This window comes from Paenibacillus thiaminolyticus, from assembly GCF_003591545.1.
Taxonomy (GTDB): Bacteria; Bacillota; Bacilli; order Paenibacillales; family Paenibacillaceae; genus Paenibacillus_B; species Paenibacillus_B thiaminolyticus_A.
In genome coordinates, this window is record NZ_QYZD01000031.1 from 48,013 (window position 1) to 61,617 (window position 13,605).

The following is a 13,605-nucleotide window of genomic DNA, read 5'->3' on the forward strand; positions in this document are numbered from 1 at the left end:
TCGCTTAGCCGATAACAGCGTGAACGTCGCTTTCTTTCATAATCAAATACTCTTTGCCTTCATACTTCACTTCGGTACCGGCATATTTGGAGAAAATAACGCGGTCTCCTTCTTTCAGATCGAGCGGCACACGTTGACCGTCTTTCCATACCCCGTTGCCTACCGCGATAACCTTGCCTTCTTGCGGCTTCTCCTTCGCCGTATCCGGCAGAACGATACCGAAAGCTGTAGTTTCTTCCTTCGCGATTGGTTCGATCAATACGCGCTCACCTAATGGTTTGATCATGAAAAATAGCCTCCTTTGAACAAGAGTTTATAAGGTGAAGAATTCCCCGGCGCCTGACGGACAGGCAGCGGTAGAATCCTCAAAAACGAAGCATTCGCCCGGTGTTAGCACTCGATGATGCTTAGTGCTAATAACCAATTTCTATGATACTGATTTTGGGTTTACATTGCAAGAGGGTTTTGTATGAAAAAATTATTTTTCCGATCCGGCGCTTCCGCGATCACACCTTACCCATTTTATCCAATCCTCCTCATCCCAATCCACTCTTCCCGCGGATTAGCGTCGAGCGCGCATAGAGGCCGCATTCGTCACCAAGGCACAAAAAATGCAGGCACAACAAGATGAACGCTCCATGCGAACCTGTTATACCTGCATAACGAACTCATAATCAGACCGCCGTCGTATCGGCGCCTTCCTCAAATTCCTTCTCCCATGCCTCTTGCTCCAGCAACTGCTTCCGATAGACGAGCGAAGACATGAATACGCTGATCTCATAGAGAATGAGGAGCGGTATCGCCACGAGCAAATCCGAGACGATATCCGGCGGAGACAGCATCGTCCCGAGCAAAATCAAGACAAAGTAGGCAATCCGCCGCATTTTCCGCAACCTCAGCGGGTTCAACAACCGGATCCGGGTCAGGAACATAATGACAACCGGCAGCTCGAAAAGCAGGGAGATCGGGACCAGTAGATTGAACATGAACGTAAAATACTGCGTAATGCCATACGTCTCGGTCAAGTTCATATGCTTGTTAATGCCCGACGTAAAAGAGAACGCCATCGGAAACACGACGAAATAGGCGAAGGACAGCCCAAGCAAAAACAGCACAAATACAAAAGGGACGTACCTAAGGGCAGCACGCCGTTCTATTTCCCGGAGCCCAGGGCTGACAAAAGCCCACAGCTGGTACATCGCAAACGGGAGCGTCACAGCCAATGCAATAATGAAGGCGAACTTCATGTATATCCCGACCCCGTCCCATAGCGAGAAGCCGTGAAGCGGCATCTGATTGGCCGGCTCCGTATTGCGCAAATATTCGTATATCGGATCAGCGACGAGGAGCCCTGCCACCAGGCCGATGACCAGGACAATGATGATATAGACGACACGTTTGCGAAGCTCCGTAATGTGCTCGACCAGCGTCATTTGTTCTTCCGTTACATTCGACATGCCTCACCAACCTGTTCCTTCCATGGTAAAAGGCGGGCCCGGCCCGCTGAAAATAACAGACAGTGCTCCCGTTACTCAGGGAGGCGGCGCTGATTCGCGCTGTTCGCTTCGCCGTAAGCCTTGGCCGGCTCCTGACCAGCCGGTTCTACGTCAACCGTCTGAATTTCTTGGCGAGCGGGCTTCGCGCTCGGCTCATCCCCCATAATATCGCGTGCGCCTTCCTTGAATTCCCGCAGAGTGCGGCCGAAGGCCCGTCCCAATTCAGGCAGCTTATTCGGTCCGAATAATAATAGCGCAATGACCAAGAGCAGAAGTATTCCCGAGACGCCAATGCCGTTGAACATAGCAAAATTTCTCCTTTCTGCAGATCCTAGAATAGAGTGCTTGTGATCTACATCATATCATATGCGCTATCCGTAATATACCAGATAATCTGTAACAATATTTAAGAAGGGTTCTATTCCGCACCCTTATAGTGACCGTTCAGCACAGCGAGCGCATGCGGAATCTGATCCATAATCGGCAGCAGATTCTCATGCACGCCCTTCGGGTCTCCAGGCAGATTGATGATGAGCGTCTGTCCCCTCACCCCGCACACGCCGCGGTTCAGCATCGCCCGGCGCTGCTTCTGCATCGAAGCGAAGCGCATCGCTTCCGCCATTCCCGGCACAAGCCGATCGACGACCTTGAGCGTCGCTTCCGGCGTCACATCCCGCTCCGCCATACCGATTCCGCCCGTCGTAATAATCAAGTGGGCCTGAAAATAATCGGCCATCTCGATGAGCGATGCGGAGATCTCATTCATCTCATCCGGCACAATCCGGTATTCCACAATCTCACCATGCAGTTCTTCTTCGACGAGTTCCCGAATAACCTGGGCGCTCGTATCCTCGCGCTCTCCCCGAGAGCCTTTGTCGCTCGCCGTCAATATTGCTACTTTCCAGCGCATCAGGGCTCCTCCTCCCGCCTAGCCGGCGTAACCGGCCTTCTTCAATATACTAGCACGACTAGCACGCGCAGGAAGGACGTCCATCCTTCTTCCGCATGCGATGTCATTCTATCCACGCTTACCCGCGGCTGCCGTTCTTCCCGGTTAGCAGGTCTGTATCGGCTGCACAAGCAATGATCTCGTCCTCCGTAATCAGCCACTCGACGGCAATATCATGCGCTTCCATCGGCACGCGATCCACCAGCTGCCACGAATAGATGCAGGCCAGCCGCACGGCGCGTTCGCTGCGTCTTCGGTCATGTGGTGCGCGGTCCAGCTCTCCCAGATAAGCATGCCAGAACCGGTCATAATATCCGGCGCCCAGCCCGAGCCGTCCGCCCTGCCGGTCATAGGCGATGCCGGGGACAAGAATCGCGTCTAGCTTGTCCCAATGCTCCCGAGCCAGCCGTTCCGCATCGGGGCCCGGCTCCTGCAAGCCGAATGTGCCGCTCGTGAACACCGTATGCTCCGTCCATGGGTGCAGCGTCATCGTCCGCGAAGCCGCATCCGTGCGCGGAAGATAGACGACATCGCCGTGCTTCCGGCAATCAAGGAGCAAGGCGGTAATATCCAGCTCATTGCCAAAAGGAAAATAGGCGCACAAATGCAAGGGACGGGCATGCCGCTCTCGCAGCGCTTTCATGAATGGGTACGCCCGCCGGCATACGGCCTCGCTGCTGGCCTCCCGCTCCTGCCCGCCGACCGCCTTCCTGCGCGCCTTATATTGCAGACGAAGCATTCGCTTGTCCTCCGCTGCCGTCAACGTTACCGCCCCCTTCGATGTCCGCCCTGAAGTGGTATCGGAATTCCGCAGGGCAATCTATATAGGTATGTACTCAACATTTTCATTCATTTTTCATTATTTTCAACCTTAGTTTACCATCCTTCCCCCGTTAGCGCCACCATCCGGCCCATTTTTACGCAGCAAACGCCGTATCGCATGATCTCCGCGTTTTCATATACGCTAGCAGCTCCCTATCTCAACGAATTCGAACCCCCTGCGCATTCGCAGAGGGTTAATTCGCTACGTTACATTTTTTAACCACCGTCTGTATCTGACACGATGTCGACGTCCTCCTTGATCTCGTCCTTATGGATATGGACACTCAGCACCAAGCCGATGCACAGCATATTCGCCAGTAAGGAGCTGCCCCCGTAGCTGATGAACGGAAGCGAGATGCCCGTCAACGGCATCAGGCCGATATGCATGCCGATGTTGACGAATACTTGGAACAGCAGCATGCCGGTCAACCCGACAACGAGATAGGAACCCGCCAGATCCCGGCTCTCCCGGGCGATATACAGCATGCGGAAAATAAGCAAATAAAATAAGAGCAACAGAAGCGAAGAACCGATAAATCCGAATTTCTCGCCAATGACCACATAGATGGAATCCGAATACGCATACGGAATGTACCCGCGATCAACGTAGAAGCCTGAATTGCCGCTCATTTGACCCGACCCGATCGCGTTCATGGCATTAGTGACATGCCACGATTTATCAGGATCGAGGCCTGGTTCAAGAAAAGTCTCGATTCTTGACAATTGATGGGGCTTCAACAGCTCAGCCAGGAAATCATAATTCGCAAAATACAGCCAGATGACGCCCCCGACCGGCAAGGCCATCGACACGAGCAGCAGCAGCATATGCAAGACGCGAATGTTCCCCATCCACAGCATGACGGGCAGGACAGCGACGAACACCAGCGCAGTCCCCAAATCCGGCTGGTTCATAACGATGAATGCGGGAATGAAGAACACGGCGCCAATCGGCAGCAAATCCTGAATGAACCGGAGCTTATGGCCGGACCGTTTTTGCAGCAGATTGCAGGTGACGAGCACGGTAGCTATCTTCACCAATTCGGAGGGCTGAAGCTGGAAGCTGCCGATTCTTATCCACCGTACCGCTCCGTTAATATTTTCTCCGGTGAACATCACGAGGAGAAGCAGAGCAAGCCCGATTCCGTACAAAATATAAGATGCGGCGCCGGTGAATATAGAGTAATCAAGCAGCGCTATCAGCAGCATGGGAATAAGGAAGAGAGCGAAAAATACAATGCTATACTTGTACAAGCCATCGAGATTCGTCCCGGAAGTAGCTTCATGCACGGCTATCGTCCCGAAGATCATAAGCCCCAGCAGCACCAGAAGGGTCGGCTTGTCCAATTTTTTCAGCTTGCGAATATAATACATCATGTGAGTACCTCTAGTTCGTAGGTTGTGTAAGAAGGCATGCCTATTCGCGCTGTCTCCGATCGTTATCACGAGAAATGTTTAACAGAATTCCGGTGCTGGCCATGCACAACAAGAGAGAAGAGCCTCCATAGCTAATGAACGGAAGCGGTACGCCCTTAATCGGCATCGCCCCGGTTACCGCCCCCAGGTTGAACGCGAATTGGGCGAATATCATCGTAATAATGCCCGTTCCGAGCATAATTCCGAAGGGCTCATCACTGCGAAGAGCTGCCATCAGGCCGCGCCAGAAGAATAGAAAAAAGCAAAGCAAAAGCAATAACCCGCCTAGAAAACCGAATTCTTCTCCGATGATGGCAAAAATAAAATCGGTGTGCGCTTCCGGCAAATAGAACAGCTTCTGCACACTCTGGCCGTATCCCGTTCCGGTCATCCCCCCGTGAGCCAGCGCGATTAAAGATTGAATCAATTGGTAGCCGGCCCCTTCCGGATCATCGAACGGATTCAAAAACGACATAATCCGCTGGTAGCGGTAGCTGCGGCTGAAGGCAAGAAAGACCAACAGCACTCCAAATCCCCCGCTCAGTATCGCAATATGACGTATATTCGCCCCGCCGATAATAATAATCGTCATGGATATAATGGTAATGATCATCACCGATCCGAAATCCGGCTGCAGCATGATCAGAACCAGCATGACGCCAATGACCACCAGAATGGGCAGCAATCCCCGGGCGAAGATGCGAATCCGGTCTCCTTTTTTGCTAATCAGGTGCGACAAATAGATGATTAAGGCCAACTTCGCGAATTCCGTTGGTTGGAACCGCATGCCGCCGACATTGAACCATCTTGTCGCGCCATTCACCTTGATGCCGAAATAAGGAACGAGCACAAGCAGCACGATCGAGAACAACAGCAAGAAGGGTGCGGCCTTGCTCCATTTGCGAAAGGGAATGTTCATGAATACAAACATAGCGACTAGGCCGATGAGAGCGAACAACATTTGCTTCGACATATAATAGGACGGTTTCTCATACTTAAAACTGACGACGGCCGAGCTGGCGCTGTATATCATCGCCAATCCGAACATGACCAGCAGCAATGTCACAAAAAGCAGTAAAAAATCCGGACGGCCTTTTATCGTTTGCTTCAAAAAAATCACCTCGTGCATCCTGCAAAATGAAAACGTTAAAAGGATGGGCATCTATGCCCCCGCTGTCCTGCGACACTATCAAGTGTATTGACTCCTCACCCAAAAAAGGTTATGAAAAGGTTAAAGTTGTTCCCGAGAGGTTGACAAAATCAAAAGACCGGGTTAAGGTTTAACATGTCGTAAAGACCTTGTTAGGTGAGGCTCCTATGCAAACATAGGCCACTGCCCAGAAATATCGAAAGATGCCCATGGGTAGAACAGGAATTGCCGGATTAAGGCTTTTCTTAAGGTGGCTAAGAGAAGAAGGCTTCTCTTTACGTTGCATAGTGCTAAAACTCAACTAGGGGGGCGCGGGAATGTTATATTTGCGTGCATTCATTCAACCCTCTAGACTCCTGGAGGGTTTTTATTTCGTTCGAAAAAGGGGGGAGAACACTCAATGGATAGTAGTTCCAGTAGTCCATCATCTAAGCAAGTTCATAGTCTTGTGAAGAGTGAGAACGAGGTTCTCCTTACCCTTACCTGTGATTCATACTGTGATTCGCATGCTGCCTGGTATCAGGGCAGGTGTATTTAAGTATGCATAGAGGTAAGCAGTGAGTGTAATGGACAACAGGAACTACAAGCTCTTCCTATGTGCAGGGAGAGCTTTTTTGTGTCTGTTTTGGAATGGATAATAAGCAACAATGTGTGGAAGGATGTTTGCGAATAGGAGGAAATCATGATGGAACAAAAATGGATGATTCAAGAATTGAAGGATAGATTGGCCGAACAAAAGCAGGATGCCCTTACCGATTTTCTGGCCCGGTACCAACCTTATGATTTAGCCGAAATGTTAATCGAGCTTGAGGAAAACGAGCAAATTCGATTTATTGCCGAACTTCCCATTCCCCTCGGGGCAGAGATTTTAGAGTATGTCGATCCCGAATTGCAGTATCGAATTTTAGACCGCGGGACCAAGGAGACAGCAGCTTCCATGCTTAATGAAATGTCCAGCGATAAAGTAGCCGATCTGCTGCTGGCCATACATCCCCACCAAGCCGGAACTTTATTGGAGCTTCTGCCTGCCGATTACCGGGAGAAAATCAGCGCTCTGATGCAATATCCTCCAGAGTCGGCGGGAAGTCTGGCTACCGTAGATTATATTGCGGTGCGGAATTATTGGACGGTGGAGCATACGCTGCAGCACGTCCGTAAAGTCGGGCAAGATGCAGAAATGGTCTCTTACTTTTATGTGCTGGATAATAACGGCAAGCTGGTAGGGGTCGTCTCGCTGAAGCAAGCTATCCTGGCCCAAGCGGACTCCAGACTAGAGGATATCATGCTCAAAGATTTCGTGTCGGTTTCCGCTCGTATGAACCAGCAGGAAGTGGCGACGATTTTATCCAACTATGATCTGGTGGCTCTTCCCGTAATCACCGATGAACAGCGAATGATCGGGATTATCACGGTCGATGATTTAATTGACGTTATCCATGAGGAAGCGACGGAAGATTTTCAGAAGATGGGCGGAAGCCAGCCTTTAGAAGTGCCGTATTTTAAAAATTCCTTTTGGAAATTATTCCGCAAGCGAATCGGATGGCTGCTTATCTTATTTGTAGCCGAAGCCTATACGGGGAATGTGCTGCGTCATTTTGAAGATACGCTCTCGGAAGTGATTGCGCTCGCATTCTTTATCCCCTTGTTAGTCGGCACGGGCGGAAATACGGGAACACAGACCGTAACGACCCTGGTTCGTGCCTTGGCACTCGGGGAAGTGAAGCCGAAGCATATATTCAAAGTCATCCGTAAAGAGGTGTCCACCGGATTGATTCTGGGACTTTGTATGGGAGTAGCAACCTTTATTCGCGCACAGATACTAGGCGTTGGCTTTGATATCGGTAGCGTCGTCGCCGTCACGGCTATTTTTATCGTGATCTGGGCCTCCCTCATCGCCGCCGTACTGCCTCTGGTGCTGCACAAGCTCAGAGTCGATCCGGCCGTTGTCTCCGGCCCGTTTATTACCACCTTGGTGGACGGCACCGGACTCATCATCTACTTCACTTTGGCTAAGATGATGCTGAACTTGTGATTGGAACGGATCCATTCCTGCGTATTTTAGTGATAACGAATATCGCTATCGCTGCCTATCGAGAGCCCTATCCTCTGCCGGGATGGGGCTCTCGGTGCATACTATCTCCTCCCGTTGCTGCTATCCGGATCCTGAGCCGCTTGCCCGATCATAAGTGAATCGATATAGCACTAGCGAAGATATCTGGCGGTTCACGGCCGGATTGATTAGACAAATTTCCCGCGATCGGCGAGAATAGAAAATGTATCAGGCCGAAACAGATACTTCTATTATTTTTGGATCCTTATGCGAGAATAGCTTGTTATTAACGGAGGAGATACCCCTATGCTGCTTCAAGTGAACGGCATGAGCAAGAGTTACGGGATAACTCCCGTATTGTCGAATATTACGCTGCAGATTCTGGAGCGCGAGCGGATTGGACTGGTCGGCGTCAACGGGGCCGGCAAATCGACGCTCCTGCAGCTCATCGCCGGAGAGATGTCCCCGGACAAAGGGACTATTTATAAAGCCAAAGAAACACGCATCGGTTACCTGGCCCAGAACAGCGGACTGCAATCCAGCCGCTCCATCTGGGACGAGATGATGCTCGTATTCGCCCCATTAGTGGAGGCGGAACAAGAGCTACGACAGCTCGAACATGAGATTGCCGACCCGGAGACCGCCGCCGACACCGCCCGCCATGAAGCGGTGATGCGCAGATACGCCGAGCGCTCGGAATGGTTCCGCATGCAGGGCGGGTACGAGATGGAGACGCGGGTGCGGAGCATTCTTCACGGGATGGGCTTCAGCCAGATGGATCCGAGCACGCCCATCCATACGCTAAGCGGCGGCCAGAAGACCCGGCTGGCCTTGGCTCGCATTCTGCTGCAGCAGCCCGATCTGCTGCTGCTGGACGAGCCGACGAACCATCTGGACATCCATACGCTGACCTGGCTCGAGAATTATCTCCGCTCCTATCCGGGAGCGGTGCTGGTCGTGTCTCACGACCGTTATTTCCTCGATGCGATGGTCACCACAATTATCGAGATCGAACGCCATCAGGCGAAGCGCTACACCGGCAAGTATACGAAGTATATGGAATTAAAAGCGGCCGAGTACGAGCAGCAGATGAAGATGTATGAGAAGCAGCAGGACGAGATCGCCCGGCTGGAGGATTTCGTCCAGCGCAACCTCGTGCGCGCTTCGACGACGAAGCGGGCGCAGAGCCGGCGCAAGACATTGGAGAAGATGGAGCGGCTGGACAAGCCAGCCGGCGAGCTGAAGAAGGCGCATTTCCGCTTCGAGACGACGAGGCAGAGCGGCAAGGATGTGCTGCATGTGCAGCAGCTCTCCGCGGGCTATGACGGCGCCGAGCCGTTGTTCCGCCATGCGGAATTCGATCTGAAGCGCGGCGAGATGGTCGCCCTTATCGGTCCGAACGGAATCGGCAAGTCGACCTTGCTGAAGGTGCTGATCGGCAAGCATCCCCCTCGCGACGGAAGCTGCCGCTGGGGCACCAATGTCTCGATCGGCTACTATGATCAAGAACAATCGACGCTGAATCCGAACCATACGGTGCTCGAAGAGGTGTGGAGCGCCTATCCTCATCTGGAGGAGGTACGGATACGGACCGTATTGGGGAACTTCCTGTTCAGCGGGGATGATGTGACGAAGAAGGTCGCTTCCCTGAGCGGCGGGGAAAAAGCGCGCGTCGCCCTGGCCAAGCTGATGCTGCAGCAGGCGAACGTGCTGATTCTCGACGAGCCGACCAACCACCTCGATCTGTTCAGCAAGGAAGTACTGGAATCGGCGCTGTACGACTATGAAGGCACGCTGCTGTTCATTTCCCATGACCGCTACTTCCTGAACAAGATGGCGGAGCGCATCATCGAGCTGGATGCGGACGGAACGCACCCGTATCTCGGCAATTATGACGACTATATGACCAAAAAGCAGGAGCTTGCCGAAGACGAAGCGATTCGCGCCTCGCTGCAGCCGGCGGCGCCAAGCAAGCCGGCCTCGTTCCAGGGCAGCGCCGCAGCGGACGGTGCGGCCGATGCGGGCTTGAGCGCGGCGGAGGCCTATGAGGCCGACAAGCAGGCCAAGCGCGAGGAGCGCGCGCGCCAGCGGAAGCTGGAGCAATTGGAGACGCAGATTGCCGCCCTGGAAGCGAAGATCGCGGAGCGCGAGCTGGAGCTTGCGGAGCCGGACGTCTATAACGACTTTGTCCGCGTTCAAGCGATCCAGGCTCAGCTCGATGAAGACAAGGAAGCGTTGAACGCGGTATACGCCGAATGGGAGCAGCTAATGGAAGCCTAGCAGGCCGTCAAGAAGAGGCACGCTCGTCTGCATGCCTCCCTACCATAAGAATAAGGGGCTGCCCCGGGGTCTGTTCGGACCCTGAGGGCGGCCCCTTACCATAAGCCGGCAGGCACGTCCACGATGCCGCTGCCTCCTAGACGATCGGCATCACCCGCCCGCTTGTCATCCCGATCAGCTCCTGCGGCGTGAGCGGAAAGACGGCATGCGGATGTCCCGCCGCAGCCCAGATTTCCGCATACTGAAGCAGATCTTCATCGATCAGCGTTACCATCGGCTCCTTATGCCCGATTGGCGGGATGCCTCCGATGACGAATCCCGTATGCTCACGCACAAAGTCTGCGTCGGCTTTGCCAAGCTTCTCGCCGATCTCTTGCCCAATCCGCTTCTCGTTAATACGGTTCGTTCCGCTTGCGACGACCAATAGCGGCTTCTCCGACTGCTTCATCCGGAAGATGATGGACTTCGCGATCTGCGCGACCTCGCACCCGATCGCCTCTGCCGCTTCCTGGGCCGTGCGCGCGCTGTCCGGAAGGACGACAACCCGATTGGCGAAGCCAAGCTCCTCCAATTTGTCCTGCACCGATCATTCATTTTTTCCATTATGATGATTCCCTCCTGCCTCGAACCCAATCCACTGCTGAAATCAATAGCGTGTTATATCTCTATCATCTTTGTCCTGCGAGCTGCGGCGGCAGCCCGTTTTCATGTCATGAACCCCTGGGATCTCCACGTACTTGTAAATCACAAGTTATACACAGATCGCGACAAGGCGAGAGGCTGCTGATTCCATGCTTCATGTTATTTTTTCGCTGTCATACCAATGGTTTTCGTGCAGCCCCCAACATTATCCACTGTTTTATCCACATTATCCACAGATCGCAGGGCATATCTTGAAAAATCTATCCTCTTTTTCACCTGGATCTAGACCTTGGTCCTAAAGGGGAGTAAGCGTTTTATCCCCATTTCCAACAGGATATGTGGATAACTTTGTCCACATCCGCATCAGGAAGCATCGTGGCGCTGAGCGGACACGAGCTCCGCCTCTTCAACAGGCCCTCCATGAGCACCGGCGCCGCGAAGCGCCTGGTTGCAAGCGGCCATATAAGCTTGGGCCGCAGCCAGCACGATGTCCTGATGCGTCGCGCTTCCCTGATACACCTGATCGTGGAGCGACACCGTCACGACCGCTTCGCCCGATGCCTCTTCCCCGGAAGAGAGCGAATGCAGCTCCAGATCCTGGAACTGGATCGGCTCGCGAACAGCTTGGGACAACGCGCGGATGACTGCTTCAATCGGTCCGCTGCCCACTCCAGCATACGTCTGCTTCTTGCCGGTCGCCTGCTCCTGCACAGTCACGGACGCGGCCCGCTTGCGGTCAGTTCCTGCCACCACTTCGACGTCAAGCAAGCTCAACGGCTCCAGCTGCTCATTCAGCGTCTCGCCGATGCATTGCAGAAGCTGATCATCCGTCACGACCTTCTGCGCATCGGCCACGCGCTTGAAGCGGTCATACACTTCGTTCAACTGGTCGGCATTGAGATGGACGCCATATTGCTCCGCGCGGTGCTTGAGCGCGTGCCGGCCCGAATGCTTGCCCAGAATAATCATATGATGCGGGATGCCCAGCTTCACCGGATCCATAATCTCATACGTGTTGCGGTTCTTGAGCAGGCCGTCCTGATGGATGCCAGATTCATGCTGGAAGGCGTTGCGGCCGACCACCGGCTTGTTGTAGGCAATCGGGAAATGCATCATCCGGCTGACCGCGCGAGACGTCTCGTACAAATATTCAGGTCGAATGCGGGTCGCAGCCTGCAGGGCATCGCCGCGCGTATCGAGCGCCATGATCAATTCCTCCAGCGCGCAGTTCCCCGTCCGTTCGCCAACCCCGTTGACCGTCACCTCGATCTGGGCCGCGCCCGCTTGAATCGCCGCCAGACTGTTCGCGACCGCCAGCCCCAAGTCGTTATGGCAGTGCGCGCTCAAGACCGCATGCTCGGCCCCGCGGGCACCCTGGCGCACCTTGCGGAACAGCGCCCCATATTCCTCCGGCAGCGCGTAACCGACCGTATCTGGCAGGTTGATAATCGACGCGCCTTCCTCAATCGCCGTCTCCACCAGCTCGATGACGAAGTCCACATCCGAACGCGTCGCATCCATGGCCGTGAATTCGATGCGATCGGCGAATTGCTTCGCATAGGCCACCGTCTCTCTCGCCATCTGCTTCACCTCGGCGCGCGATTTGCGCAGCTGATGCTGAAGATGGATATCCGATGACGAGATGAACACATGAATCCGGCGCTGGGCGGCATCGGCTGTCGCCCTCACGGCCGCGTCGATATCCTCCCGGACTGCGCGCGCGAAGCCGCAGATCTCAACCTGCGGATAGAGGCGGGAGATGCGCTGCACCGCTTCGAATTCCCCAGGACTCGAGATCGGGAAGCCCGGCTCGATCACGTCGACCCCTAGCCGGACGAGCTGCTCCGTCAGTTCCAGCTTCTGCGGCAGCGTCAAGGCCGCGCCCGGGGCCTGCTCGCCATCCCGCAGCGTCGTATCGAAAATCTGAATCATCCGTTTCTCCTGATTTTGCCCGACTGCCTGCCTCGAATTCCCTTGTGTATGTGTACTCATTGCGCTTCCTCCCATAATCTAGTTTCTCGTCAATAAGAAAATTTCACGTTACTCGTAAATAAAAAAGCTTGCCGTCTCTAAAGAGACGACAAGCTCTGCTCTGCCGCGGTACCACTCTCGTTGGAAGATCATGTGCATGATCCTCCCCCTCGGCCTGATAACGGGAGGTACCGTAGCCGCCTACTGCCGCGGACATCCTTACGGACGCCATCAGCCAGTTCAGCCGCTCCACTCCCGGGCGAGTTCAGACGTTCCGCCACTGCGTCGCACCACCCCGCAGCTCTCTGATCGGCTTCCGTGTCTTACTGCTCCCGTTCTACGTGTTCGATATATAACAAAAAAACCTGCCATCTCGTTAGAGACGACAGGTAGATGCCGTGGTACCACTCTAGTTGACGATCTTCATCTTCGCGCTCAAGATGAAGCGTTCGCCCGCTTATGCTTCACACCGCCGGATCCGGATCATGGCGATGCGCGCGCCCGATGACGGGGGCTCCGTAACGGCATACCACCGCGTTTGAGGATATGCGTCCAGCTGGTTCGCATCTCAAGCCGGCATTCCGCCGTTCCGCTCCCAGGCGAGTTCAAGGCAACCGCCGCTGCGTCGCACCATCCCGCAGCTCTCTGGTTCGGGCCGTTCATCCTCTACTGCTCCTGTTCATTGCGTGTCAATCGATATTTCCATTCCATGGAAGGATTGAGGTTTGATGACTATTATATTGTCCCGATAGAGCGGAGTCAATACCTAATTTGAAATATGTTGTTCTTCTGTGATAATGTCACCCTATAACTGTTCTGAGATAATGTCACT

Annotated in this window: 11 protein-coding genes, 1 riboswitch and 1 other annotated feature; of the genes, 2 read left to right on the forward strand and 9 right to left on the reverse strand. The window is 53.9% G+C overall.

Annotated features, from left to right (window positions below):
* Positions 1-4 precede the first annotated feature (4 nt).
* The 7 genes from groES to ftsW all read right to left on the reverse strand — a co-directional run bounded on the left by groES (position 5) and on the right by ftsW (position 5,800).
* The gene (groES, locus tag DQX05_RS23995; RefSeq protein ID WP_006676838.1) at positions 5-286 is read right to left on the reverse strand and encodes a co-chaperone GroES; all 282 of its coding nucleotides are present in this window, start codon (positions 284-286) and stop codon (positions 5-7) included.
* Positions 287-674: 388 nt separating this feature from the next.
* Positions 675-1,457, reverse strand: coding sequence for a twin-arginine translocase subunit TatC (gene tatC, locus DQX05_RS24000; protein WP_119795900.1), 783 nt, complete (start codon positions 1,455-1,457; stop codon positions 675-677).
* A 71-nt stretch (positions 1,458-1,528) separates the two neighbouring features.
* Positions 1,529-1,801, reverse strand: coding sequence for a twin-arginine translocase TatA/TatE family subunit (gene tatA, locus DQX05_RS24005; RefSeq protein ID WP_119795901.1), 273 nt, complete (start codon positions 1,799-1,801; stop codon positions 1,529-1,531).
* A gap of 113 nt (positions 1,802-1,914) precedes the next feature.
* On the reverse strand, positions 1,915-2,406 hold the full coding sequence (locus DQX05_RS24010; RefSeq protein ID WP_119795902.1) for a MogA/MoaB family molybdenum cofactor biosynthesis protein: 492 nt from the start codon (positions 2,404-2,406) through the stop codon (positions 1,915-1,917).
* A 118-nt stretch (positions 2,407-2,524) separates the two neighbouring features.
* Positions 2,525-3,208: a 5-formyltetrahydrofolate cyclo-ligase gene (locus DQX05_RS24015; RefSeq protein WP_259392201.1), complete on the reverse strand. Its 684-nt coding sequence runs from the start codon at positions 3,206-3,208 to the stop codon at positions 2,525-2,527.
* Between the two features lie 275 nt (positions 3,209-3,483).
* On the reverse strand, positions 3,484-4,638 hold the full coding sequence (locus tag DQX05_RS24020) for an FtsW/RodA/SpoVE family cell cycle protein (RefSeq protein WP_182914885.1): 1,155 nt from the start codon (positions 4,636-4,638) through the stop codon (positions 3,484-3,486).
* A gap of 43 nt (positions 4,639-4,681) precedes the next feature.
* Complete coding sequence (gene ftsW, locus DQX05_RS24025; protein ID WP_397335956.1) at positions 4,682-5,800, reverse strand: putative lipid II flippase FtsW; 1,119 nt, start codon at positions 5,798-5,800, stop codon at positions 4,682-4,684.
* Between the two features lie 171 nt (positions 5,801-5,971).
* A riboswitch (M-box (ykoK) riboswitch) is annotated at positions 5,972-6,145 on the forward strand.
* Between the two features lie 370 nt (positions 6,146-6,515).
* Here ftsW and mgtE point away from each other — a divergent pair.
* Positions 6,516-7,862, forward strand: coding sequence for a magnesium transporter (mgtE, locus tag DQX05_RS24030; protein WP_119795904.1), 1,347 nt, complete (start codon positions 6,516-6,518; stop codon positions 7,860-7,862).
* A gap of 324 nt (positions 7,863-8,186) precedes the next feature.
* Positions 8,187-10,160 carry an ABC-F family ATP-binding cassette domain-containing protein gene (locus DQX05_RS24035; protein ID WP_119795905.1) on the forward strand — a complete coding sequence of 658 codons (1,974 nt, stop codon included), beginning with the start codon at positions 8,187-8,189 and terminating at the stop codon, positions 10,158-10,160.
* Between the two features lie 136 nt (positions 10,161-10,296).
* On the opposite strand, the gene DQX05_RS24040 is transcribed toward DQX05_RS24035, so the two are convergent.
* The gene (locus DQX05_RS24040; RefSeq protein ID WP_119795906.1) at positions 10,297-10,743 is read right to left on the reverse strand and encodes a YbaK/EbsC family protein; all 447 of its coding nucleotides are present in this window, start codon (positions 10,741-10,743) and stop codon (positions 10,297-10,299) included.
* 422 nt (positions 10,744-11,165) lie between these two features.
* Positions 11,166-12,794, reverse strand: coding sequence for a 2-isopropylmalate synthase (locus tag DQX05_RS24045; protein WP_119795907.1), 1,629 nt, complete (start codon positions 12,792-12,794; stop codon positions 11,166-11,168).
* A gap of 78 nt (positions 12,795-12,872) precedes the next feature.
* Positions 12,873-13,122 (reverse strand) — a binding site (T-box leader).
* Between the last annotated feature and the right edge of the window lie 483 nt (positions 13,123-13,605).

Excerpts from the sequence above, each read along its gene's own strand:
- DQX05_RS24045 (WP_119795907.1), bottom strand. The coding sequence starts at position 12,794 with ATGAGTACACATACACAAGGGAATTCGAGGCAGGCAGTCGGGCAAAAT.
- DQX05_RS24020 (WP_182914885.1), bottom strand. The coding sequence starts at position 4,638 with ATGTATTATATTCGCAAGCTGAAAAAATTGGACAAGCCGACCCTTCTG.
- mgtE (WP_119795904.1), top strand. The coding sequence starts at position 6,516 with ATGGAACAAAAATGGATGATTCAAGAATTGAAGGATAGATTGGCCGAA.
- tatA (WP_119795901.1), bottom strand. The coding sequence starts at position 1,801 with ATGTTCAACGGCATTGGCGTCTCGGGAATACTTCTGCTCTTGGTCATT.
- DQX05_RS24010 (WP_119795902.1), bottom strand. The coding sequence starts at position 2,406 with ATGCGCTGGAAAGTAGCAATATTGACGGCGAGCGACAAAGGCTCTCGG.
- tatC (WP_119795900.1), bottom strand. The coding sequence starts at position 1,457 with ATGTCGAATGTAACGGAAGAACAAATGACGCTGGTCGAGCACATTACG.
- DQX05_RS24035 (WP_119795905.1), top strand. The coding sequence starts at position 8,187 with ATGCTGCTTCAAGTGAACGGCATGAGCAAGAGTTACGGGATAACTCCC.
- groES (WP_006676838.1), bottom strand. The coding sequence starts at position 286 with ATGATCAAACCATTAGGTGAGCGCGTATTGATCGAACCAATCGCGAAG.